This is a genomic window from Leptospira adleri, assembly GCF_002811985.1.
GTDB classification, from domain to species: domain Bacteria; phylum Spirochaetota; class Leptospiria; order Leptospirales; family Leptospiraceae; genus Leptospira; species Leptospira adleri.
This window is the reverse complement of sequence record NZ_NPDU01000025.1, coordinates 34,923-59,944: the sequence shown is the minus strand read 5'-3', so window position 1 is coordinate 59,944 and position 25,022 is coordinate 34,923. Positions and strand designations below refer to the sequence as shown.

Annotated in this window: 24 protein-coding genes; all 24 read left to right on the top strand. The window is 40.7% G+C overall.

Features of this window, described 5'->3' with window-relative positions:
- The first annotated feature begins 86 nt into the window (after positions 1-86).
- The 24 genes from CH376_RS11395 to CH376_RS11280 all read left to right on the top strand — a co-directional run bounded on the left by CH376_RS11395 (position 87) and on the right by CH376_RS11280 (position 25,019).
- Positions 87-1,862 (top strand): ABC transporter ATP-binding protein, encoded by a 1,776-nt coding sequence (locus CH376_RS11395; RefSeq protein ID WP_100785491.1) that lies wholly within the window; start codon positions 87-89, stop codon positions 1,860-1,862.
- 11 nt (positions 1,863-1,873) lie between these two features.
- Positions 1,874-2,926, top strand: coding sequence for an NAD-dependent epimerase (locus CH376_RS11390; protein ID WP_100785490.1), 1,053 nt, complete (start codon positions 1,874-1,876; stop codon positions 2,924-2,926).
- Positions 2,927-2,974: 48 nt separating this feature from the next.
- Positions 2,975-4,024 (top strand): N-acetylneuraminate synthase family protein, encoded by a 1,050-nt coding sequence (locus tag CH376_RS11385; protein WP_100785489.1) that lies wholly within the window; start codon positions 2,975-2,977, stop codon positions 4,022-4,024.
- A 6-nt stretch (positions 4,025-4,030) separates the two neighbouring features.
- Complete coding sequence (locus CH376_RS11380; protein WP_100785488.1) at positions 4,031-5,341, top strand: glycosyltransferase family A protein; 1,311 nt, start codon at positions 4,031-4,033, stop codon at positions 5,339-5,341.
- A 14-nt stretch (positions 5,342-5,355) separates the two neighbouring features.
- Complete coding sequence (locus CH376_RS11375; RefSeq protein ID WP_100785487.1) at positions 5,356-6,507, top strand: mandelate racemase/muconate lactonizing enzyme family protein; 1,152 nt, start codon at positions 5,356-5,358, stop codon at positions 6,505-6,507.
- Positions 6,508-7,500: a D-2-hydroxyacid dehydrogenase gene (locus CH376_RS11370; RefSeq protein WP_100785486.1), complete on the top strand. Its 993-nt coding sequence runs from the start codon at positions 6,508-6,510 to the stop codon at positions 7,498-7,500.
- A gap of 1 nt (position 7,501) precedes the next feature.
- Positions 7,502-8,197 carry an acylneuraminate cytidylyltransferase family protein gene (locus CH376_RS11365; protein ID WP_165781741.1) on the top strand — a complete coding sequence of 232 codons (696 nt, stop codon included), beginning with the start codon at positions 7,502-7,504 and terminating at the stop codon, positions 8,195-8,197.
- 19 nt (positions 8,198-8,216) lie between these two features.
- Positions 8,217-9,098: a class I SAM-dependent methyltransferase gene (locus CH376_RS11360; protein ID WP_100785484.1), complete on the top strand. Its 882-nt coding sequence runs from the start codon at positions 8,217-8,219 to the stop codon at positions 9,096-9,098.
- A gap of 531 nt (positions 9,099-9,629) precedes the next feature.
- Positions 9,630-9,923 (top strand): hypothetical protein, encoded by a 294-nt coding sequence (locus tag CH376_RS24030; protein WP_125232018.1) that lies wholly within the window; start codon positions 9,630-9,632, stop codon positions 9,921-9,923.
- Between the two features lie 215 nt (positions 9,924-10,138).
- Positions 10,139-11,098 carry a hypothetical protein gene (locus tag CH376_RS11350; RefSeq protein ID WP_243394717.1) on the top strand — a complete coding sequence of 320 codons (960 nt, stop codon included), beginning with the start codon at positions 10,139-10,141 and terminating at the stop codon, positions 11,096-11,098.
- 23 nt (positions 11,099-11,121) lie between these two features.
- Positions 11,122-12,036 (top strand): putative 2OG-Fe(II) oxygenase, encoded by a 915-nt coding sequence (locus tag CH376_RS11345; protein WP_100785483.1) that lies wholly within the window; start codon positions 11,122-11,124, stop codon positions 12,034-12,036.
- Positions 12,037-12,041: 5 nt separating this feature from the next.
- Positions 12,042-13,040 carry an NAD-dependent 4,6-dehydratase LegB gene (locus CH376_RS11340; RefSeq protein ID WP_100785482.1) on the top strand — a complete coding sequence of 333 codons (999 nt, stop codon included), beginning with the start codon at positions 12,042-12,044 and terminating at the stop codon, positions 13,038-13,040.
- 26 nt (positions 13,041-13,066) lie between these two features.
- Positions 13,067-14,239 (top strand): LegC family aminotransferase, encoded by a 1,173-nt coding sequence (locus tag CH376_RS11335; protein ID WP_100785481.1) that lies wholly within the window; start codon positions 13,067-13,069, stop codon positions 14,237-14,239.
- Between the two features lie 92 nt (positions 14,240-14,331).
- The gene (gene neuC, locus CH376_RS11330; RefSeq protein ID WP_100785480.1) at positions 14,332-15,501 is read left to right on the top strand and encodes a UDP-N-acetylglucosamine 2-epimerase; all 1,170 of its coding nucleotides are present in this window, start codon (positions 14,332-14,334) and stop codon (positions 15,499-15,501) included.
- Positions 15,495-16,583 carry an N-acetylneuraminate synthase gene (neuB, locus tag CH376_RS11325; protein WP_100785479.1) on the top strand — a complete coding sequence of 363 codons (1,089 nt, stop codon included), beginning with the start codon at positions 15,495-15,497 and terminating at the stop codon, positions 16,581-16,583. The genes neuC and neuB overlap by 7 nt, the downstream gene beginning before the upstream one ends.
- Positions 16,584-16,586: 3 nt before the next feature.
- Entirely contained in the window at positions 16,587-17,225 is a 639-nt protein-coding gene (locus CH376_RS11320) for a NeuD/PglB/VioB family sugar acetyltransferase (protein WP_100785478.1), read from the top strand.
- Positions 17,226-17,233: 8 nt separating this feature from the next.
- Positions 17,234-18,283, top strand: coding sequence for a nucleotidyltransferase family protein (locus tag CH376_RS11315; protein WP_100785477.1), 1,050 nt, complete (start codon positions 17,234-17,236; stop codon positions 18,281-18,283).
- On the top strand, positions 18,262-18,963 hold the full coding sequence (locus CH376_RS11310; RefSeq protein ID WP_100785476.1) for an acylneuraminate cytidylyltransferase family protein: 702 nt from the start codon (positions 18,262-18,264) through the stop codon (positions 18,961-18,963). The genes CH376_RS11315 and CH376_RS11310 overlap by 22 nt, the downstream gene beginning before the upstream one ends.
- Entirely contained in the window at positions 18,963-20,273 is a 1,311-nt protein-coding gene (locus CH376_RS11305; RefSeq protein WP_100785475.1) for an N-acetyl sugar amidotransferase, read from the top strand. The genes CH376_RS11310 and CH376_RS11305 overlap by 1 nt, the downstream gene beginning before the upstream one ends.
- Positions 20,274-20,285: 12 nt before the next feature.
- Positions 20,286-21,050, top strand: a complete 765-nt coding sequence (gene hisF, locus CH376_RS11300; RefSeq protein WP_100785474.1) for an imidazole glycerol phosphate synthase subunit HisF — start codon at positions 20,286-20,288, stop codon at positions 21,048-21,050.
- Positions 21,047-21,691 carry an imidazole glycerol phosphate synthase subunit HisH gene (gene hisH / locus CH376_RS11295; RefSeq protein ID WP_100785473.1) on the top strand — a complete coding sequence of 215 codons (645 nt, stop codon included), beginning with the start codon at positions 21,047-21,049 and terminating at the stop codon, positions 21,689-21,691. The genes hisF and hisH overlap by 4 nt, the downstream gene beginning before the upstream one ends.
- Positions 21,692-21,782: 91 nt before the next feature.
- On the top strand, positions 21,783-22,934 hold the full coding sequence (locus CH376_RS11290; RefSeq protein WP_100785472.1) for a hypothetical protein: 1,152 nt from the start codon (positions 21,783-21,785) through the stop codon (positions 22,932-22,934).
- Between the two features lie 19 nt (positions 22,935-22,953).
- Positions 22,954-24,126, top strand: a complete 1,173-nt coding sequence (gene pseC / locus CH376_RS11285; protein ID WP_100785471.1) for a UDP-4-amino-4,6-dideoxy-N-acetyl-beta-L-altrosamine transaminase — start codon at positions 22,954-22,956, stop codon at positions 24,124-24,126.
- Positions 24,127-24,146: 20 nt separating this feature from the next.
- Entirely contained in the window at positions 24,147-25,019 is an 873-nt protein-coding gene (locus tag CH376_RS11280) for an aldo/keto reductase (RefSeq protein ID WP_100785470.1), read from the top strand.
- Positions 25,020-25,022: the final 3 nt, after the last annotated feature.

Here is a 25,022-nt window from a genome sequence, read left to right as displayed (position 1 = left end):
TGGAAACGCTCTCATGGCATATTTTTCTAAGTATTTAAGGAATCAAATCAGCGCTCAATCACCGATTTGTGAATCGTATTAATAAAATGTCTTCTAAACCACTATTAAAATCTTTGAAAACCCTTTGGAGACACTTTTCTCCGCGCCGAAAAAGACAATTTATTCTATTGATCGTTTTGATCATTGGCACTTCCTTTACCGAGGCGTTTAGTATCGGTGCGGTTCTTCCTTTTTTGAGCGCATTGACGATGCCCAAGAAAGTATTCGAATTGGAATATCTGTTTCCTCTATTCAAGTTTTTGAATATTTCGAATCCTAATCAGCTGCTTTTCCCCATGACGGCCATTTTTATTTTCGCTTCCATACTTGCCGGCGGTATGAGGCTTTTGCTTCTCTGGGTAAGTAATAGGTTGTCTTTTGCGGTCGGAACCGATCTTAGCATCGATATTTATAGAAAGACTTTGTTTCAGCCGTATCGAGTACATATCGACAGAAACAGTAGTGAAGTTGTAACCGGAATTTTAACCAAGTCAAAAAGAATGATCGGTTCCATAGTTCTTCCTATCGTTCAAATCATCAGTTCTATTTTTATAGTTTTTTCCGTTTTGGGATTTTTGATCCAGTTGGATCCGATTCTTTTGAGCAGCATCATGCTTTCCTTCGGCGCAATCTACGTTCTTTTCGCGTTCTTCGTCCGTAAGCAACTTACAAAAAATAGTTACGTAGAGTCGAAGGAGCATTCGCACGTTATGCGTCTTCTTCAGGATGGACTTGGAGGCATCAGGGACGTCATCCTGACGGGCAATCAAAATTTTTATACGGAAATTTTCAAAGAATCGGATCAAAAATTAAGAAAGGCATCGGCTCTATCCTCGTTTACCGCCGCCAGCCCTAAATTTGTAATCGAAACGTTAGGAATGGTTTTGATTGCCGGTCTTGCATATACGACCGCAATGAGGGAAGGCGACCTTCAATCGTCTCTTCCACTTTTAGGCGCACTGGCTCTGAGCGCGCAAAGACTTCTTCCAATTCTTCAACAGGCTTATCAAGGCTGGGCAATGATCAAAGGTTCTAAGGCGACTTTGGAAGACGTTTTGGATTTACTGAATCAACCTCTACCTTCTTACGCTCTTTTACCTCCTCCCGCGCCGATGATATTTCAATCCGAACTTTCGTTAAATAACGTATCTTTCCGATATCAGGAAGACGGCCCTTGGATTTTACGCGATTTAGATCTTAGAATTTCGAAAGGAGCTCGGATTGGTTTTATCGGACAAACCGGTAGCGGGAAGAGCACGCTCCTCGATATTATAATGGGACTTCTGAAGCCGAGTCAAGGAAACGTATTCATCGACGGAGTTCCTTTAATTGAGGAAAATATTCGAGCTTGGCAATCCTGTATCGCCAATGTTCCTCAATCTATTTTTTTATCCGATAGTTCCATTACGGAAAATATAGCGTTAGGCGTTTCTTCCGATAAGATTGATCTTGAAAAAGTAAAACGAGTCGCTGAACAGGCAAAGATCGCAGAACATATAGAAAGTCTGAAAGACGGATATGATACGCAAGTGGGTGAAAGAGGGGTCCGTCTTTCCGGAGGGCAAAAACAGCGAATCGGAATAGCAAGAGCCTTATATAAGGACGCTTCCGTCATCGTTTTCGATGAAGCAACTAGCGCGTTGGATACGGAAACCGAAAAAACGGTTATGGATTCGATCGAAGGCTTGGGTAAAGATTTAACGATTCTGATGATCGCACACCGATTATCGACGGTTCAAAATTGCGACAAGATAGTTGAATTGAATTCGGGACGAATTGAAAGAATTGGAAAATACGACGAATTGTTTTCCAGACGCGGATAAGTAGATACGATATGAAAATTCTTGTCACAGGATCAGCTGGATTCATCGGGTTTCATACCGTGCAAAAATTGATTCGCGAAGGCCACGAGATTGTCGGATTGGACAACCTAAACAATTATTACGACGTTTCTCTCAAAAAGGCAAGATTGGAGGAATCCGGAATTGATACTGCTTCCATACAACCGGGCAAAATTCTGATAAGTAGAACAAGTCCAAGATATAAATTCGTATTAATGGATTTGGCGGACACTACAGGGATAGAATCGTTGTTTCAATCCGAGAATTTCGAAAAGGTTTGTCATCTGGCGGCTCAAGCCGGAGTCAGATATAGCTTAACTAATCCGCACGCTTATTTAAATTCCAACATATTAGGAACTTTGAATATACTTGAATCCTGTAGAAAGTTCGGAGTTTCTCACCTTGTATATGCGTCCAGTTCCTCCATTTATGGTCTGAATACTCGAATGCCTTTTCAAACCGATCAGAATACGGATCATCCGGTAAGTTTATATGCGGCTAGTAAAAAATCCAATGAACTCATGGCGCATGTCTATAGTCATTTGTATAAACTTCCAACTACTGGTTTACGTTTTTTCACGGTTTACGGACCTTGGGGCCGTCCCGATATGGCGATTTTTCTTTTTACAAAAGCCGTCATTGAAGGCGCTCCGTTGGATGTTTACAACGAAGGTAAAATGAAAAGGGATTTTACTTATATTGACGACGTCGTAGATGGCGTTGTTAAAGTTATCGAGCGTCCGGCGACCCAAGATCTCAATTGGAATTCAGATTCCCCGAATCCTTCCTCTTCCGTTGCCCCGTATAAGATTTACAATATTGGAAATTCGTCGCCGGTTCAACTCCTAGAGTTTATTCAAGCCATAGAAGATGCAATAGGGAAGAAGGCGGTCCTTAATTTTCTTCCGATGCAAAAAGGAGATGTTGTATCAACCTGGGCGGATACGACGGATTTGGAAGTTGTATTCGGTTATAAACCCAACACGCCTGTGAAAGAGGGCATTGCAAAATTTGTAGAGTGGTACAATAGGTTTTATAGATCTTAAAGCGGACTTTTCTTTCATATTAAAAAATTCATAAATGAGTGTAAACGAATGTATTTAAAGTTATTTGATCAAGAAGTCGGAGAAGGGAAGCCAACGTTTATTATCGCTGAAATCGGTTTGAATCACAACGGCTCCTTAGATATCGCCAAAAAGTTGATCGATGTAGCCGTCGAAAGCGGTTGCGACGCAGTGAAGTTTCAAAAAAGGGATGTAAAGAATCTCGCGATCAATTCCTTCCTGGACGCACCGGACAATCGTTTTCCTGAATTTGGAAAGACCTATCGTGAGGTTAGGGAGTTCGTTGAATTTTCAGACGATGAACTTTTGGAACTCAAAAAATATTCCGCGCAAAAAAAGATTAATTTCTTTCTGACTCCTTTCGATCTGGAATCGGCTAAAACAGTCGAGAAGTTGGATTTAGAGGTCGTTAAAAGCGCCAGCCACAATTTGACCTTCATTCCTTTGATTCGATATTTAGCAAGGAGACAAAAACCGCTGATCATTTCTACGGGGATGTCGACCTTAGAAGAATTGGATCATACTGTTTCTATCGTTAAAGACGCCCAATGTCCTTTCGCCTTACTTCATTGTGTCTCCGCTTATCCGACTCCGCTTGAATTGGTAAATCTGAAACTGATCGATTTTTTAAAGGAAAGATACGGAGTACCGGTGGGATATTCCGGACATGAAGAATTTTCCGTTAGTAGTCAGGCAACTCTAGCAGCCGTCGCTAGGGGAGCTTGTATCATCGAGCGACATATAACACTAGATAACAATATGATGGGATTTGATCATAAAATTTCACTCAATCCTGCCGATCTGAAGTCTTTAGTCAATTCCGTAAGAAATATCGACAAGATGATGGGGGATGGAGTCAAAAGACTTCTTCCCGAAGAAAAGATCAAAAGAGATCAACAAAGAATATCCATTGCTTCTAAGATGGCCATTAAGAAAGGAACCAAGATAGAAGAATCTATGTTGTCTTATAAGGGTCCGGGAACTGGATATGCAAGTTATGATTTACCTAAACTTCTCGGAAAAGTTGCGACAACCGATATTCAGGAAGATATCTTGATTCTTCCTGAAATGATAGGCTGATAGACTATGGCAGAAATTTCCATCATAGTTAGGACAAAAAACGAAGAGAGGTGGATCGGTCATTGTCTTCGTACTCTCTACAATCAAGACTTTAAAGACTTTGAAATCATTTTAGTCGATAATGAAAGTACGGATCATACCGTACAAGTTGCGAAACGATTTCCAATTACGAAACTTGTTAATATTTCCAAATTTAAACCCGGCCTGGCGATCAACGAGGGGATTCGAGCTTCTACGGGAAAATATATAGTATGTTTGTCGGCGCATTGTATTCCTAAAAATACGAATTGGCTTTCCACCCTTCGAAAAAATTTCGATGAAAACGAAAAATATGCCGCGGTGTATGGAAGGCAATTGCCTTTGAGTTTTACGGATCCGGTCGATAAAAGAGATCTTTTAATCGTCTTCGGACAGGATCGTAGGGTTCAGATTAAGGATTATTTTTTTCACAACGCCAATAGCATGTTTAGAAGGGATATCTGGGAAAAATATCCCTTCGACGAAGAAGTCACGAATATCGAAGATCGGGTATGGGGTAAAACGATAACCGAGGCCGGATATCAGATCGTTTATGATCCGGAGGCTTCAGTCTATCATTACCATGGTCTCCATCAGGGGAATTCTCCTTCTCGCGCAAAGGGGGTCGTTTCGATCATAGAGAAGGTAGACGGTGAAATTTTTGCGGAATTACCTGAATTCTTAAAACCGGAGAATATTTATGTTACCGCAATAATTCCGATTTTAACGGATTCAGAGTTAAAGAAAGAAGAGATCAGATTGGTAGAAAACGCCGTTCAGCAGGCTAGTCAATGTTCATATATAAAGAACATATTTATCGTATCAAATAATGCAAAAATTGCAAACGATCTTCGCGTGGGTTGGATTGATAGAGATAAAATAGATAAGGAAAAAGAGTCTAGTTTGGATGAACTTCTCCAAAACGTTCTTACTCGACTTGAGTCCACCGATATTTATCCTGATTCTATTCTTTATATTAATTATGATTACTTAAATAGACCCGACACAATTTTTAACGAGCTGGTCGTGGATGCGCAATACAAAGGATGTGACACGATTTTTCCGGGGCTAGTCGATTTTGGCCATTATTGGGTTCAAACTGCCGACGATGGTTATAAGGAAACCGATTCATCTCTGAAATCGAGAAAGGATAGGGTCCCTCAATATAAGGCAATGTATGGCCTTGGATGTCTTACTTCCTCCTGGGTAATTCGTTCCGGTAAAATGGTTGGAGGAAAAATCGGAATTCTTTCCGTTCACGATTTTAAAACCTCGTTTAGATTTAAAGAAGTTCAGTGATTGGATGCTCGAATATGAAAATTGTTAAAGTTACACCGTTCTTGTCGTCTTCCAATTATGGCTCGGGAAAAGTTTTGGGTCAACCCTTGGGTGCGAAGACGCTCGGTTTCGTTGAGATCGAAACTTCGGAAGGTGTGCTCGGTTACGGAGAAGCGTATTGTGCCATTTACGCGCCGGAAAGTTTTATAGAAGTAATCAAGATATTCTCCGATGAATTAGTTGGCGAGGATGCTCTTAATCCTGAGTTTTTATACGATAGAATTCATATTCCATTCGTAACCAGAAGCGGTTTCTTTCGGTCTGCATACAGCGCTATTGACATAGCTCTTTGGGACATTAAATCCAAGTATGAAAAGAAAACCATTGCCGGGCTAATAACTATCGATCAATCAAAAAAAAAGATTAAAGTTTATGCTTCAGGCGGATCGGCTGCGTTCACGCCAAAAGAGATAGAAGAAGATGTAAATACGCAAATTTCGTTGGGTCATAATAGCTACAAGATGAGGGTAGGTTTTCAATCTTGGGAGAATGATTTAGAGAGAATCGAAAAAGCTAAGAATATTTTAGGAAATTCGAAAGAACTAATGGTCGACGCAATTATGGGGACTATCAACCCGCCGTGGACTATCGAGATCGCAAAAAAACAATTAAAGCAGGTCGAAAAGTTCAATTTAACTTGGATCGAAGAGCCCCTTGCGCCGGATAATTTACTCGACTATAAGGAATTAAAAACGCACATTTCAATTCCAATTGCCGGAGGTGAGGCTTTATCTTCTAAGCTCGATTTTGAAAGTTATATTTCTAATCAGAGCGTAGATTATTTGCAACCGGACGTTACGCATTGTGGAGGAATCACTGCGGCAATACGAATTTGTAAACTGGCAAAAAAGTATGGAATGAAGATTTCTATGCATGTGTGGGGAAGTTCACTTGCCTTTGCCGCTAATAAAGAAGTCGCATTAGCTTTTGATAATGTTCACTGGTTGGAAGAACCGACGGTTAGCTTGGATATTTCGAAAGAGTTCAGTTTTTCTAAAACCATCGTAGAAGGAGAATTGATTGCAACCGAGGAATTTGGTTTACCTTTTCCTGATCGAAAAGAAATTCTAAAAAAATATCCTTACATTCCGGGGAGCGGTTTTAAATTTCCTGCACGTGCAAAATAGATGAAAAGAATTATCGCGTGTGACCTTTTTACGCATCTTAATCTATATCGAATTCCAACTGAGTTATTAACGGCATTCAAGAATGAATTTCCGGAATTTGAAATCGTACCCGTTAACTGTCCGGGGTTTCCGCGTACGGTCGAGGGCGCGGAGATTTTCTGGGGAAATCGTCTCAGAGCGGATATGTTGGCCGGGTATCCAAAGCTTAAATGGATTCATTTCGGGTCCATAGGAATCAGCGATATCCGAAGTTCTGAAGCGAAAGAACGACAAATTCTTATAACCAATAGCAAGGGAACTTCGGAAAAGGCGGTGGCTTTGACCGCCTTAGGCTTTTTATTAAGTTTGACAAGAGGTTTAAAAAAATCTTCCGAATTATCCGCCCGATCGAAATTTTCAAGAGAGGATTTCGATGATTACTTTGGTCGAGTATCTGATTTTTCAGAATTTTATAATATACTAATTTTAGGGTATGGCGAGATAGGAAGAATCTTTGGTTCTTATTTGACTTGTTTAGGGATTCGTTATGACGTCGTGGTCGCGGATAAAGAAAGAAAGAGAGAGGGCGGTTACAATTCTTCCTACGAGTTAAAAGATTTGGACGGAATCGTTGGCCATTACGACGCAGTCGTGAATATTCTTCCCTTGACCGATCTTACAAAAGGGATATTCGATTCTTCTAAGTTTTCCCGGATGAAAACCAACAGCTTTTTTATAAATGTGGGAAGAGGCGAAACCGTAGTCGAAAACGATTTAGTGCAAGCGTTGGTTGAGAAGAAGATTGCTGGGGCCGGTTTGGATGTCTTTCAAAATGAACCTCTGGATAGTTCTTCGCCGTTGCATACGCTAAGCAACGTCGTCATCACTCCGCATATAGGGGCAATGTCTCGCTCTTATTGGGACAAGGAATTTTCTCTGTTTTCTGAAAATTTGAAACTTTTCATTAAAAATCAAGAGTTGAAGAATATAGTTGATCTGAATAGGGGATATTAACTTGAGAATTTTAGGCATCATCGTCGCAAGAAGCGGCTCTAAGGGAATACCGGGTAAAAATTTAAAAAATCTCGCGGGTAAACCTCTCATACAATATTCTATAGAAAGTGCTAAAAGATCTAAACGACTAACAAAGTTTATTGTTTCAACGGATGGAGAAGAAATTCGAGACTTTTCCCTTACGCTTGGAGCAGAGGTGCCGTTTCTAAGACCGAGTGATATTTCGGATGACAAGGCTAGTCCGATTTTGGCGATATTACACGCTAAAAATTACTTTGAAAATATAGGGGAAGAATTTGACGGATTTCTAATGTTGCAACCCACAACTCCGTTTCGATCTGAAATAGATATCGACGGAAGTATCGACTTGTTGGAAAGCTCGGGCGCGGATAGTGTCATAAGCGTAATTAGCGTCGGCGCGAACCATCCTGCGAGAATGAAATATCTTGAAAACGGTAAATTGATTGATCCTCCTTTTTGTGAGGAATACGAAAATCAAAGACGTCAAGAGTTGAAGCCGATGTTCATAAGAAATGGCGCAATTTATTTAAGCAGAAAGGAAACGATTATCAGAAATTCATTCAAAGGGAACGATTGTAGGGCCTGGGTTATGCCAAGCGAACGCTCGGTAAATATCGACACCGAGGAAGATTTTAGATACGCAGAATGGATCCTGACCAGAGAAGAGTCAAAATAGAATTCACGGAAATCGAATCATGAATAAGAATTTAATTGAACAACAGTTGCTCGACCTTGGAATTATTTCCGAAAATTCTTTGGAAGAATATTTTCCATCCGTGCGGGATCGAAACGATATATCCGTTCTGCGTTGTAAAAATTCCGGGGTTATCTTTTTATCTAAAACGGATCATATTAATCTATCCTATTATGAAAACAAAGTGAGTTTCAGAATAGGACACGAATTAGATCGAAAGGTAGCGATTCGAGTGGGACAGGAGGACGCTCGGCGGAGGGCCGATTCTTTAGGTAATTTGCTGTTAAATAAAAAATGGCTTGATGTCGGATCGGGTGTCGGAGCCGTTTTAGATCTACTGCGACCTATGGCTAAGGAGATTGTTGCAGTGGAATTGCAGGATAATATTCGAAAGGAGCTGATAAGCGCCGGTTATCGAGCCTATTCAACAATTGAAGAGGTCGAGGATGGCAATTATGACGTTGTTTCCTTGTTTCATGTTTTCGAGCATTTGGTAAATCCGATTGATACACTTAAGTTAATTAAAGAAAGATTAAATACGAACGGGAAAATAATCGTAGAAGTTCCTCATGCAAGAGATTTTCTTTTTGATTTTTTAGATTGTGAAAGTTTTAAAAAATTTACCTTTTGGAGCGAGCATCTCATACTTCATACTCGCGAGAGTCTCCGCTTATTTTTAAAAGAAGCCGGTTTTTCAAAAGTCGAAATTATTGGCGTTCAACGGTATCCGCTTGCAAACCACCTTTACTGGTTAAAAAATGGAGCGCCGGGCGGACATCATCATTGGAATTTTCTAAGCTCGAATGAATTGAATATCGCTTATGAAAACAAATTGGCGTCTTTAGATAAGACTGACACCTTGATGGCAATAGCCGAGCCTTGATTTATGTCGATTGACTTTAATTAAATTTGATTTTCGTATTTCAGTTTCAACGGTATACCAATATTCCAGATCTTTTTTAGAGATAATTTCAAAAATCAACAAGTCGAGGGTTAAAAGCCTTAGACGATGTTTTCTCTCTTTCTACTGAGACGGAACTTTCTTACCAAATTTTTTGCAAGCATGAAAACCATCAGATTGGAATCATCCGGATCCGATGACGTAGCGTTGTTTTTGTCTGAGGGTAAGAATGGCGTTAAATTATCAAAAACTGAAATATACGAATTTTCTTCGGAGCTTTCTGATCTCTATATTCATCTCATTGATACTTTCGCCGACGAGCTCTCGCTTAAAAATAGAAATCTAATAACGAAAGAGTCTTTGAAGATTCTTCTTCGTAACGCGGTCGTTCCGCTCTGTCACTGTTTTTGGGAAAGGGCTCTGCGCACTCAAAAAGCATTACGATTCAATTCTAATTTAGTCGTCACGGAAGATGAAACGTTTCCTAATTTTATTTTTCAAATTACAGAAGAGTTGAATGAAAAAATTTCTGAATCCAAATTTAACGAATATTTGCTAAGTGTTTTAGCTCCCATTTGGAAATTGAATCAGGCGAAAACAAACGGGGTCTCCAATCAGGAAAAAAAAAATCAATCCGTCATGACGGTAAAAAATGAGATCTTTTTTATTGGAAAAAATAAAAGAGTCATAAACAAAGTAATAGGAATTTTAGAAAGAATTTTCAAACGCTTATTTCAATTCGAAAAATTTTCCGTCCTGACATTTGCAAATGCAGAAGCGGCATTAAGATATAAGGTTTTTATTTGACACATTTTGATCGAGTTGAGGCCGAATGGGTTTTTGAGCCTCTGGATAAATTGTCCGAAACACGAAATCAACTTTTTAATAGCGGCAAAGTCAAAAGTGAAAGATTCGAAAGTTTTCTTTTTCGAATTGGCTTTTCCTCGGACGAGGTCACAACTTCTTGGGGTCAATTTTGTTTTTTTCTCCGGGAATGTTTTCCGATTCAATTATTGGAAGGAATGGAAATTAATTTCAAAAAAGCGAAATCCAAAATCGAAGGAGGTTATAAAAAATACCTCATTTCCTCTGGTGACGGAGATGCACGTTCGACGTTCGTTATCGCGGCTGCGAAATCGATAGGTCATAAGATCATCAAGGCGCAGCATGGAGGTCACTACGGTTATTTGCGGGATATTTCTCCCGTGATCGAATCCGAACTTCCCTCAGCCGATATTTTTCTAACTTGGGGTTGGACGAAAATGCATGAAGGTAAACAGCTTGAACATATCAAGACGATTCCCTTACCTTCACCTTGGCTTTCGGAACGAAAAAAATATTGGAAGGACGTCAAGGCCGGTAGGACGGGAGAATATGACGTGCTCTGGATGCCGCAGATGATGAAACGTTTTACGGGAGCGCCTCAAGGCGGATCTAGTATTCGAAAGGATGTCATTCACGAATTTTCAAAATATATGATCGATTTTATTCAGAAGACGACGGAAAATAAAATCAAAGTCTATGCAAAACCATATAATCCGCTTACGGTCGCTCTCCTAAATCACACCTATTCTCGACTGAAAGAAATTGGGGGGGAATACTATACTTGTTCCGAAACTTTTGATAAAGGATTAACTAAAAATCTCATTGAAAGATGTAAGATAGTTCTTTGGGATCAACCTGGAACCGGTTTTTTGGAATGTCTTTCTTCTGAAATTCCAACGATGATCTTGTGGGATCGACTTTATTGCGAAGAAGAGAGTTGGACCGAAGATAGTTTTAAAAAATTAGAAGAAGTTGGCGTAATTCATAGAACGTCTGAATCTTTAGTTAACGAAATCGTCGAATTTAAAAGAAATACTTCTGCGTGGTCGGAAAATTCACGGCGAAAGAAAGCCTGTTCCGAATTTAGCGCTCAATTCGCACTTACTTCAAAGCGTTGGGCTAAGGAATGGAAAAAGTTTCTTAAGACGCTAAATTAGAAATCTATAATTTGGAAAAAAGTATGAATAATCTTTTTGAAGAGACTCGGGCAATTGTAGAAAATTTAAAAAGAAATGGGTTTGCTAAAGGTTCGTATCCTCTTTTAACTCAATCCGAGATTGATGAATTAGAATCGTTGATTGAAAAATGTTTTAATGAAAATAGCCATGAAAGCAATTTCTCGGCCGATGCTCCAACCTTATTGAGTTTGATCGGTCGTGACGATCGAATCGACGAGTTGTTCCATAAACTTCTTTGTTCTAAAGAGGTTAAACAAATCCTTTCTGCGATTCTTGGAGATAATCTCAAAGTTTGGCAGGTTAACGTTAGAAAATCGATTTGCGGCGATCCGGGGCTTTATCTTCATCAGGATAGTTACGGAGAAACCAATTTCGTCTTTTTACTGAAATCTCAAAAAGGGAAGGAAGGAAACACCGCATTCTTACCCTGTTCTCATTTAATTCCTCGATGGGCAAAGAATATCTCCTGGGCTCAAATCGGGATTTCGAAATTCTTTCTCAAACCGTTTGAGGGGAATCGAGGAGAATTCGGATTCTTCTTTAACAAAACTTGGCATGCGAGATTTCCAAATCGCGAGGAAAGTAAGCTAATCATACTCTGTTCCTTTTTTCCGGAAGGTGGAGTTTTTAAGCCGGACGTAAAAATGCAAGAGGCTCTTCAGAGGATAAAGCAAAACGAATTGCGGGATTTACTTTCCGTTAAGAATGGAGTCGATCATCTGCCTGACGGAAGGGTGAAAGTTCTTCCTAAAAGTGGCAGAAAAGAAGTGCCTTTTGCGGTACGGATCGAGCAGAGTTCGGCCGTTAATTTAGCGGTAATGCATCTTTACGTTCTCATTTTCTTCCTTGAGCTATTTTTTAAGCCGTTACAGATTTTCTATCGAACCCTCAAAAAAATAAAAACTAAGATGGCGTAGTCCTCATGAAAAAAATATTAGTAACAGGTGCTGATGGTTTTATCGGTTCTCATCTAACAGAATCGCTTGTTCGTCGCGGTTTTGACGTTAAAGCATTCGTTTTTTATAATTCTTTTAATTCCTGGGGTTGGTTGGACCAATGTTCGGAGGATGTCAAAGGTAAATTCGAAGTTTTTGCGGGTGATATTCGGGATCCGTACGGCGTCCGGGCCGCGCTGAAAGATTGTGAAGCTGTTTTGCATTTGGCTGCGTTGATCGCGATTCCGTATTCCTATCATTCTCCGGATACGTATATCGATACAAACATCAAAGGTACTCTGAATGTGGTTCAAGCGGCTAGAGATGTCGGCGTTACAAAGGTTATCCATACTTCCACGAGCGAGGTATATGGAACCGCAAAGTTCGTTCCAATTACCGAAGATCACCCACTGCAAGGTCAATCACCTTATTCGGCGAGTAAAATCGGAGCGGATCAAATCGCCATGTCATTCTTCAATTCCTTCAATACGCCAGTCTCCATCGTTCGTCCATTCAATACATACGGCCCTCGCCAATCCGCGCGTGCCGTGATTCCTACGATTATCACCCAAATTGCGAACGGAAATAAAAAAATAAAATTAGGTTCCATCCATCCAACGCGAGACTTTAACTTTGTGAAAGATACGGTGAGTGGTTTTATCTCGGCTTTAAAATCCGAAAAATCGATCGGACAAGTTATCAACTTAGGTAGTAACTATGAAATTTCAATCGGAGATACCGTCAAAGAAATCGCAAAAGTAATGAACGTCGATGTCGAAATTGAAACGGAGGACCAGAGACTTAGACCGGAAAAAAGTGAAGTAGAACGCCTATGGGCTTCGAATGAGAAAGCGAAATCGTTGCTCGACTGGGAGGCGTCCTTCGCGGGGGTCGAAGGTTTTAGGAGAGGTTTGGTCGAGACGGTTGAATGGTTTACTAATCCTGCGAATCTCGCTTTATATAAAGCGAATATTTATAATTTGTAATTTTTTAAATATTAAATTTAAGTTATATGTCTTCAGATCTTTTCGTTAAAGACGTTGTTTCCGCTATTCGTAATGTGGTCGGGAGTTCGCCGGTTCCTTTACATGAGCCAATTTTTGCCGGCAATGAATGGAAATACTTAAAGGAATGTTTGGATTCTTCATTTGTGTCTTCGGTCGGTAAGTTTGTAGATAGATTCGAAAAGGATATAGCGGATTTTACAGGTTCGAAATACGCTGTTGCGGTCGTCAACGGAACGGCCGCGCTGCATATCGCTCTGCTTTTGGCAGAGGTTGCAAGAGGCGACGAAGTTCTTATTCCCTCTCTTACCTTTGTTGCTACGGCAAACGCGGTTACTTATTTAGGTGCTGTTCCGCATTTTGTCGAATCGGATGAAAAAACTTTAGGCATGGATCCTTTTGCGATTCGGTCTTATCTTAATTCAATCGGTGAAATGAAAGACGGCTTTTTATGGAATCGAATTACGAAGCGAAGAATCAAAGCGATCGTTCCTATGCACACATTCGGCCATCCGGTCGACTTAGATAATCTCCTTTTACTCGCAGCCGACTTCGGTTTAGAACTAGTCGAGGATGCAGCGGAATCTTTAGGAAGTTATTATCAGGGGCGGCATACCGGAACCTTCGGCCGATTCGCAACCTTGAGTTTTAATGGAAATAAGACAATTACAACGGGCGGAGGGGGAGCCATTCTTACTCAAGATGAGGCCTTAGCCAAACGGGCCAAACATTTGACTACCACCGCTAAACTCCCTCATCCTTGGCAGTATACTCACGACGAGATCGGTTACAATTATCGTCTTCCAAACTTAAACGCTGCTTTAGGATGCGCCCAGCTGGAAATGCTTCCGGAGTTCTTGTCCGCAAAGAGAAGACTGTTTCAACAATATAAGGAATCCTTTTCAAAGTTAGACGGAATTAGAATCTTTGAGGAGCCTCGCGGTTGTAAGAGCAACTATTGGTTACAAACAGTGTGCCTTTCCCAACGCAGATTCGAAGAAAGAGAAAATATATTAAAAAATACGAATGAAAGCGGTTTGATGACGCGACCAGTTTGGACTTTGCTGCATAGGTTGAAGCCATTTCAAGAGTCTCCTAGGATGGAATTGCCCGTAGCGGAAACACTTGAAAAAAGTTTAATAAACATTCCGAGCAGCGCAAACTTACCAAAGAAATTTTAATTCGTTTTTTTGGATTTAAATAGAGCTTCAATATGATTAAATTATCAGGTTGAAGAGCGATTCTTTTCGAAAAAGAATTTTATACACGAAGAATGAAAAAGAAAAAAGTGTGCGTAATAACAGGAACCAGGGCCGAATATGGTCTCTTGCGTTTTGTAATGGATGAAATTGCAAAAAGCGATCTCCTTGAATTACAACTGATCGTTACGGGTATGCATCTTTCTCCCGAATTTGGGTTAACATTTAGAGAAATAGAAAATGACGGTTTTTTTATCCATAAAAGAGTGGAGATGTTATTAAGCGCAGATACGAGCACTTCTATCACTAAGTCGATTGGACTGGGAATAATAGGCTTTGCCGATGCTATAACCGATTTGAAACCGGATCTTATTCTTTTGCTCGGAGATCGCTTCGAGATATTAGCTGCAGCAACCGCAGCGCTTATATCTTTAATACCGATCGTTCATCTCCACGGGGGTGAAATTACCGAAGGCGCTTTTGACGAATCGATTCGACATTCCGTTACGAAGATGTCCCATGTCCATTTTGTCGCCGCCGAGGTGTATCGAAAGAGAGTGATTCAACTTGGAGAAGATCCTAAATACGTCTTTAATGTGGGTGGATTGGGAATCGATTCCATTCAGAAAACCCAATTGCTTGATAAGTTAGAGCTTGAACAAGCGATGAATTTTCGATTTGGCCAAAAAAATCTGCTGATTACTTATCATCCGGCCACTTTGAACGAGAAGACGAGTGAGAAGCATTTTTATAATTTATTAGAAGCGTTGGAAGAATTAAAAGACACTCATCTGATCTTTACCTTGCCGAACTCAGATACCGGAAGTCGAAATATCATCGAGATGATTCACGAATTTGTTTCGAAACATCCGAATTCCAAAGCCTTTACTTCCTTAGGTTCATTGAAATACTTTTCTTGCTTGCAATTTATTGACGGTGTCGTCGGGAATTCATCAAGCGGTTTAATAGAAGTTCCCCATTTTAAGAAAGGGACAGTAAATATAGGCGATCGACAAAAAGGTAGATTAAAGGCTACCAGTGTAATTGATTCCGCTCCGGATAAGAATTCTATTTTAAATTCAATTCTTTTGTTATACGATCCAGAGTTCTCGAAAAGTTTAATGACCGTCTCCAACCCTTACGGAAACGGCGGCGCTAGCGAGAAAATCGTAAGAATTCTTGAGGCTTTGGAACTTTCGAATCTTGTTTCGAAAAAATTTAACGATATAGAATTCAAATGTTAGATAAAGCAGCCTATATTATCGCGGAGGCGGGTGTCAATCACAACGGTTCCACGGATATGGCGATCGAGTTGATCGACGTAGCCGTCCGTGCACAATGTGACGCTGTCAAATTTCAAACTTTCAAAGCGGAACTTTTGGTCAGTAAGACCGCACCGAGAGCTGAATATCAAAAGCACAATACGCAAAATTCCGAATCTCAGTATCAGATGCTCAAGAGATTAGAGCTTTCCGAGGATCAGCACCGAATTCTTATCGAATACTCGAAATCCAAGTCGATCGAATTCTTATCCACTCCTTTTGACAGAGAAAGTCTCGAACTGCTTACCGGGAAATTCGGTATTTCTAAAATTAAAATCCCGTCCGGCGAGATCACAAACGCTCCTTTTCTTCTGGAGATATCTAAAAGAGCGGAAAAAATCATTCTTTCCACCGGGATGAGTAATTTATCCGAAATAGAAGCTGCGTTAAGCGTCATTGCTTTTGGTTTTTTATTTCCCAACGATCTTTCCCCATCACTTTCTAAGTTCACGAACGCTTATTCCTCGTTTGAGGGCAGGCAGGCTCTTAAAAAGAGAGTCGTATTACTTCATGCGACTACTGAATATCCGGCTCCATTCGACGAAGTGAATTTAAGCGCAATGAATACGCTGAAAAAATCCTTTAGTCTGCCCGTAGGTTATTCTGATCATACGGAAGGAATTCATATTCCGATCGCCGCGATCGCTATGGGCGCGAGCGTAATCGAAAAACATTTTACCCTCGATAAGAATCTTCCGGGACCCGACCACAAAGCATCCCTAGAACCGGACGAATTGATAAAAATGGTTCGATCGATTCGCGAAATCGAATCGGCCTTTGGGGACGGATTCAAAATACCATCCAAATCCGAAATTAAGAATATGAAAATCGCGAGAAAGAGTCTTCATGCGTCCGAAGATATTTCGAACGGTGATTTATTTGCCTCTCATAATCTGATTTGTAAACGACCCGGCAACGGAATTTCGCCGATTCATTACTGGGAATACATCGGTAAAAAGTCCAATCGTGATTACATTCGAGACGATATTCTTGATCCTTTATAAACTATGACTAAAACAAAAACAATTCTCGTCGCTTGCGGTGGACACGGTCGAGTCCTACTCGATTCGTTTTTGAACTTAGGGAATTCAGTCGACGGCATTGTGGATAAGAATTTAGAAATCAACTCTTTTGTTTTTGGCGTTCCGGTGGTCGGAGGCGACGACTTCTTAAAGCACCTCGATCCGAAATCCACTCAGTTGATAAATGGATTTGGATATATAAGTTCTATTTCGTTCAGAAAAACCAAATATGAGAATTGGGTCGATTCTGGTTTTCAAGTCGCGGGAATTAAACATAGATCCGTAATTTGCGGCGGCGAATGCGATATTGCAAAATCGAGTCAGATACTCGCCGGCGTTGTTTTACAAAATAGAATCACGATCGGCGAAAATACGGTAATCAATACGAGTGCGAGCATTGATCACGATTGTGTAATTGGAAACCATACGTTCATTTCACCTGGAGTCGTTCTTTGCGGAGGAGTTTTTGTCGATGAATCCGCTTTTATCGGCGCGGGTGCAATCGTTCTTCCAGGTGTAAGAATCGGAAGAAATTCCGTCATCGGCGCTGGTTCCTTAGTGAATAAGGACGTTGAGATTGGAACTGTAGTTGTCGGGAATCCGATCCGAGCATTGAAGGGATAAAATAAACGATGGAGCATTGGGACAATAGCAAGTTAAATCCAGAACAAACTCTGATGCAGGCCATACGAGCTATGGATTCTTCGGGGATTCAGTTGATTTTGGTGTCTTCAAAAGATAATATTCTCGAAGGAATTTTAACGGATGGGGACATTCGAAGAGCGATACTAAAAGGAAGCAGTCTTGATATCAAGATCGGTGAGGTGATGAACCGAAAGCCGTTGACGGTGCAGGTCGGAACTCCGCAAGACGAAATGCTTTCTATAATGAGGAGATATACGCTCCATCATCTTCCGGTCATCGATAGAGAAGGTAAGATAGTAGAAATTATTACGTTAGACGAATTAATCGGGGCAATCGAACGACCGAATTGGGTCGTTCTTATGGCAGGAGGTTTAGGGAAACGACTGAGACCGCTTACGGATCAAATCCCCAAACCGATGTTGAACATCAGCGGTAAACCGATTCTTGAAAATATCTTACTCGGGTTTATGGAACAAGGATTTAGAAAATTCTACATATCCGTAAATTATAAGGCTGAGATGATTCGAGATTTTTTCGGAGACGGAGAAAAATGGAAAGTCCGCATCGAATACTTGGACGAAAGTAAAAGTCTTGGAACCGCAGGCGCGCTATCTACGATAAATGAAAAACATAAATACCCACTGATAGTAATGAACGGGGATCTGCTGACGAGAGCGAATTTCTCGACTCTTCTGAAGTTCCATCAAAGCGAAGGTTCTTCCGCTACTATGTCCGTTCGGGAGTATGATTTTCAAGTTCCATACGGCGTTGTGAACGTAGAAAATCACCAAATTAAAAATATAGAAGAAAAACCTATCCATAAATTTTTTGTAAACGCCGGCATATATGTACTTTCTCCGGAAGTGATCGAATTGATTCCTAAAGATACCTTTTTCGATATGCCGACTTTGTTCGAAAATTTAATTGCGATGAACAAAAAAACTTCGGCGTATCAACTGAAAGAGTATTGGTTAGATATCGGAAGGATGGAAGAATTTGAACGAGCTCAGCGCGAATGGGGAAACCAGGCATTTTGATAAACGGACAGAAAGTTTTAGCGATCATTACCGCTAGAGGCGGCTCCAAAGGAGTTCCTAAAAAGAATATTCGGCATCTCGGCGGAAAACCTCTGATCGCATGGACGATTGAGGTCGCTCAGAAATCAAAATACATTGATCGGTTAATCCTATCTTCCGACGATCAAGAAATCATTCAAGTCGCACAAAGATATGGTTGTGAAGTCCCATTTGTAAGAGAGGCAGGTCTTGCAACTGATACGGCGACAAGTATAGACGTCGTTATTGATGCACTCGAAAGATGTCCAGGTTTCGACTGGGTAATTCTTTTACAGCCAACTTCTCCGTTACGAACGACTGAAGATATCGACGCTGCAATGGAAACTTGCCTTTCGTTCGGAGCGGATTCGTGCGTTTCGGTAACGGAAGTGGAAGAAAGTCCTTTTTGGATGTACCGTATTGAAAATTCCAGGTTAACTCCGATACTGGAGCCATCCTCGGCTTCGAGAAGACAGGATTTACCCGAGATATATTCTTTGAACGGCGCCGTTTATATTTCTCAAGTAAAATCTTTACTCGAGAGAAAATCTTTTCTTCGAAGTGATTCGGTTTCCTATATAATGCCGAAAAATCGTTCCGTGGATATCGATAACGAAATCGATTTCGACTTTTTAGAATATTTAATAAGAGAGAAAAAATAATGAACCCTTACCCAAGAAGAAGGCCCTTTCAAATTGAAGCCTACACTCTGAAAGATGCTGAGCTAAAGGCTTACTATGGACTACCGCAAGAAATCGGATTTTGTAAGCGTTGTGTCATTTCTAATCAGCGACCTAACTCTACGCCTGAATATTCTCATACTAAAGAAAGTAAAAAGAAAACCATCCATTTTGATGAAGAAGGAATTTGTGATGCTTGTCGTGTTTCCGAACAGAAACAAAAAATAGACTGGGAAGAGCGGGAAAGACAGTTAAAAGAGTTATGCGATAAGCACCGTAGTAAAGACGGTTCTTACGATTGTATCGTTCCCGGATCCGGCGGAAAAGATAGTTTTTATGCAGCGCATATGCTCAAATATAAATATGGAATGCACCCTTTGACCGTTACTTGGGCGCCTCATATTTACACCGAATGGGGATGGAAGAATTTTCAAAGTTGGATACACGCAGGTTTCGACAATTTTCTATGCACTCCGAACGGACGAGCGCATAGATTGCTGACACGTTTAGCGGTGGAAAATTTATTTCATCCATTTCAACCTTTTGTCTTCGGTCAAAAATCTTTGGCGCCGAAAATGGCCCTTTTGCACAAGATTCCGTTAGTATTCTACGGTGAAAACGAGGCTGAATACGGAAATCCAATTGAAGACACAACCTCTGCAAAGCGAGATTGGTCTTACTTTACCTCGGAGGATAAATCCAAAGTTTATTTAGGAGGCACTTCCGTTTTCGATCTAAATAAGTATTTTGGAGTTGATGACCACGACTTGCAGCCTTACCTGCCTGCGGATCCGCAAAATATCGAAAAACAGAAAGTAGAAGTTCACTACTTAGGATATTATCTAAAATGGCATCCGCAAGGTTGTTACTATTATTCGGTTGAAAACGGAGGCTTTCAGGCCTCTCCTGAAAGAACTCCAGGAACTTATAGTAAATACAATAGTATAGACGATCGTATCGACGATTTCCATTATTATACTACGTTCATTAAGTTTGGTATCGGTCGCGCTACGTACGATTCTGCCCAAGAAATCAGATCTGGCGATATTTTGAGAGAAGAGGGAATTGCCCTGGTCAAACGGTTTGATGGAGAATTTCCCGAAAGATTTGCGGAAGAAATTTTCAAATACTTAAGTATTCCGAAGACTGAATTTCCGGAAGCGTCTAAAATGTTCGAACAACCCATTATGGATTACGAATATTTTATGCATCTTTCCGATTGTTTTCGATCTCCCCACTTATGGAAATTTGAAGACGGGGAATGGAAATTGAGAAATCAAGTCTGGCACTAAAAACAGATCTATATGTCAAGAGTTAGATTCATTGCAAGATTAGATATTAAAGGTCCGAACTTAATCAAAGGTATTCATTTAGAAGGCTTAAGGATTGTGGGAGATCCGCAGGAGTTTGCTAAAAAATACTACGATCAAGATGTGGATGAGTTAATATATATGGACATCGTCGCAAGCCTATATGGAAGAAATAGCCTTCATGATCTGATTCGGAATGCAGCGCATCACGTGTTTGTACCGATGACCGTAGGCGGCGGAATCAGGTCAGTCGAAGACGTCAGAGACATACTGCGAGCAGGAGCCGATAAAGTCGCGATTAATACCGCGGCGGTGAAGAGACCGGAATTAATAAGTGAAATCGCCCAAACCTTTGGATCGCAGTGTATGGTCTTGTCCATAGAGGCTAAGTCTATTGGGAACGGTAGATGGGAGGCTTTCACTGATAATGGAAGGGAGAGAACCGGTCTCGATGTTGTGGAGTGGGCCCAAAGAGGTGTTAATCTTGGTGCAGGTGAAGTTTTGCTAACTTCGGTCGATCGCGAGGGAACTCGAAAGGGATTCGATTGTGATTTAGTAAAAGCGGTGAGTGAGTCGGTCTCCGTTCCGGTCATTGCAAGTGGTGGAATGGGAAATCCGGATCATTTAGTAGAAGTCGTAAAAAAAGGACATGCCGACGCTGTGGCTATCGCAGATGTGCTACACTACGATAGGTTTAGTTTATCCGAACTTCGAAAAGCGGCCATGGAATCAGGTATCGAGGTAAGAGAAATTAAGTGAGAAAGGAAGTTGTCATCATCGATTACGGAATCGGTAATCTATTCAGCGTTAAACGTTCTTTCGAATTCTGCGATGCGAACGTAGTTTTGACGAACGAAATCGATCGGATTCAGTCGGCGGATCATTTGGTTTTACCAGGGGTCGGCGCATTCTTAGATGGAATGAACGGACTAAAAAACCGCGGATTAGATTCCGTCATCGTGCAGTATGCCAAAACCGGAAAACCGCTTCTTGGTATCTGCCTTGGAATGCAGATGTTGGCTACAACGAGTCAGGAATTCGGATTGCACCAAGGGCTTGATCTTGTTCCGGGGAAAGTGATCCCGATTGAAAATACTACCTCAGAAGGCAAATCTCATAAAATTCCCCATATCGCTTGGGAGGATCTAGTAAAACCTAACGAAAAAAGAAGCTGGGATTATTCAATTCTTAGCTCGATACCGGAAAGATCGTCCGTCTATCATATCCATTCCTATACATTCTTTCCGGACGAAGAAGAGTATAGGTTAGCGGACTGTTTCTATAACGGAAGAAGACTTTCTTCCGTTATTAGAAAAGGAAACGTGTATGGTTGTCAGTTTCATCCCGAGAAGAGCGGAAAGATAGGTCTTGAAATACTTAAAAATTTTTTGAATCTTTGAACGGTCGAAATTCTTTCTCTAGTAGGGCGCTCTTTAGAGTCATTCTACCGCGTAGATTATGAATGAGAGAACGTTATGATATCTTATCCCGATGAAGTTAAATTTTAGAAGGTTGAAAAAAGTCCCTGTCCTTGTCTTTGACAAGGAAAGAAGTAGCGACCTCGCCGCCGCCTTGCTTGAAAAAATTGAGTATGAAATCCTTCCTAGCAGGAGGGAAGAAGTTTACGTAAATTGGCGCGTTTTAGTCGTTTTTATAGGATTGTCTCTTCAGTTTATTTTAAAGAATATTATTCTTAATTTTAAATCGTTAAAATCCCCGAAACTATTGGTTCGCGGTCTGTTCTTACAATATTTTAAATCTGTAATATTCTTGATTGATCCTAAAGTTGTACTTACTTATATCGATAATAGCTTTTTTTTTCAACTTTGTTCGAAGGAATTACCTAAAATTCATTTTTGGGCGATTCAAAACGGTTTCAGGTGCGAGTTGGATGTCACCAGATGGCTTCCCAATTATCCGAAACATGAGAAAATTTTTCTTCAGAGGTTTTATTGTTTTGGAGAGTTTGAAAAACATCTCTATGCCAGAAATTTGCACGATGTAAAAGAATTTAGAGCTGTTGGTTCCATTTTTTTAGGACAGTTTTTGGAGCAAGCCCGATCCGAGCGGATTAAAGAGATATACGATATCTGCCTAATCTCTAATTACGTCCATGAATTGGGCGATAAGGATACGCGGAGCATGGCGCGAGCCAATATAAAGTTAGCTGGCTATTTATCCAAATATCAGAAAGAGAATCGGTTAAAGACGATAGTCGCTCTGAGAGGGAATGATTCTTTAGAAAAGGATTTCTATATAAAATACTTTGGCGATTCCGTCCAATTTACCGATCGAAGACAAAATAAGTTTTCTACCTACTATGCAATTCTTCAAAGCCGTCTTAGTCTAACTTTTTTTTCGACGGTAGGTTTTGAGGCGTTGGGGATGAAACAAAAGATCGTTTTTTTGAATTACTCACGGGTTCCTCAATTTAGTCCTTCGATGATCGGGCCATGGTTTTCCTCGGAAGAAAAATACGAAATTTTTAAAAAAGTTGTAACAGAAAACTTGAATATGAGTAAAAGTGAATTTAATAAAATAACGTACGATTTTCAGAAATACACCATGAATGTTCCTCTGGATTCGTACACGCACCGCCTAATTCGCAAAGATATTGAGTGTGTTCTGAATACTATTACTTAATGGAACTGAAGATACTTATATGATCCCATACGGAAAACAAGAAATTTCTCAAGAAGACATTGACGCAGTCGCGAGCGTTTTACGTTCTGATTTTTTGACTCAGGGGCCTACGGTCCCGAAATTTGAAAAGTTAATCGCCGAACAATGCCGAGTTAAATATTCGGTTGCCGTAAATAGCGCAACATCGGCCTTGCATATCGCTTGCCTATCATTGGGAGTCGGACCTGGTGATATCGTATGGACGAGTCCGATTTCCTTCGTCGCAAGCGCAAACTGCGCGCTCTATTGTGGCGCCACAGTCGACTTCGTTGATATCGATTCAAAAACTTACAATCTAAGCGCAACAAGGTTGGAAGAAAAATTGGTCCAGGCTGAAAAAACGGGCAAACTTCCGAAAGTCGTGATTCCCGTTCATTTTGCAGGTCAACCTTGTGATATGAAGCAAATCCATGCACTTTCCATAAAATACGGCTTCAAAATCATTGAAGACGCATCGCATGCGATTGGCGGCCGTTATTTAAACGAACCGATCGGGAATTGTAAATATAGCGCGATCACTGTGTTTAGCTTTCATCCGGTAAAAATTATTACGACCGGTGAAGGCGGAATGGCTCTTACAAATGATATCGAACTTTACAATAAGATGTATCGTTTGAGAAGTCACGGAATCACTCGGGATGCGGCTGAAATGACTCAGACTCCGGATGGTCCGTGGTATTATCAACAACTGGATCTTGGTTATAATTATCGGATGACCGACATACAAGCTGCGTTGGGTGTGAGTCAACTGTCTCGTTTAAACGAGTTTGTAAGTAAACGTCACGAATTGATGAAGAATTACAATCAACTTTTATCCGATAAACCTGTTCAAATACCGTGGCAGCATCCTGACGGTTATTCCGGGTTGCATCTATACGTAATCCGTTTAAAATTAAACGAAATGAAAGAGAGTCATGCTCAGATATTTGAGCGCTTCAGAAGCGCTGGAATTTTGGTCAATCTCCATTATATTCCGATCTATCGACAACCGTACTATGCCAAATTCGGATACGACATTAATGAATTTCCGGAAGCGGAAGCATATTACAAGGAAGCGATTAGCATTCCTATGTTTCCGGGATTGAAGAAAGAGGAACAGATAGAAGTCGTAGAGCGTTTGATCAAACCGATCGGTCATCAAACGTTATTCTAATCTTTTAAAAGATATCGTTTATGATCTCTTCATTAACGCTCGGAACGGTTCAATTCGGTTTGCAGTATGGTATTGCGAACCAAGTCGGGCAAATTTCTTTAGGAGAAGCCTCGAATATATTGCAAGAAGCCTGGGAAAACGGCGTAAGAACTTTGGACACGGCCGTCGCCTACGGCGAAAGCGAACAGGTATTAGGCCAAATCGGTGTAAACGACTGGAGCGTCGTTTCCAAACTTCCGCCGCTACCAACCGACGTTAGTCTCGTTCACGAATGGGTCGACAGTACGATAGCAAGTTCGCTTTCAAGACTGAAAGTAAATAATCTAGCCGGCTTGCTTCTGCACAACTCAGCGAACCTATTGGAAGAGAAAGGTGAAGAGCTTTACGCAGCCTTGGCGCGTCTTAAGCGGCAAGGAATAGTTAAAAAAATAGGAATTTCAATCTACGACGTAAAAGACATAGATTCCTATTTGGCGAAATACGAACTCGATATCGTTCAATTACCGTTAAACGTGTTCGACAGACGTTTGATTCGTTCCGGACGCATTGATCAATTCACTGCAATGGGAATTGAAATTCATGTCAGATCTGTATTTCTTCAAGGACTCTTGCTGATGGAATCTAAGTTTCGCCCTCCGTATTTTAATCAATGGGCGACCCTTTTATCAAAATGGGACGATTGGATTCTTCAAAATCAAATAACGCGCTTAGAGGCAAGTTTAGGCTTTGTCGGCTCGGTTTCAGGAATCGATAAGATCATTGTAGGAGTCGATTCGCGTGCTCATTTAAGCGAGATTATCGAGAATTCGGTAAGAAATCGATTATTAGAAATTCCGGATGAAATTTCCTCCGAGGATCCCAATTTGATTCTTCCTTACAATTGGAAATCATAAATT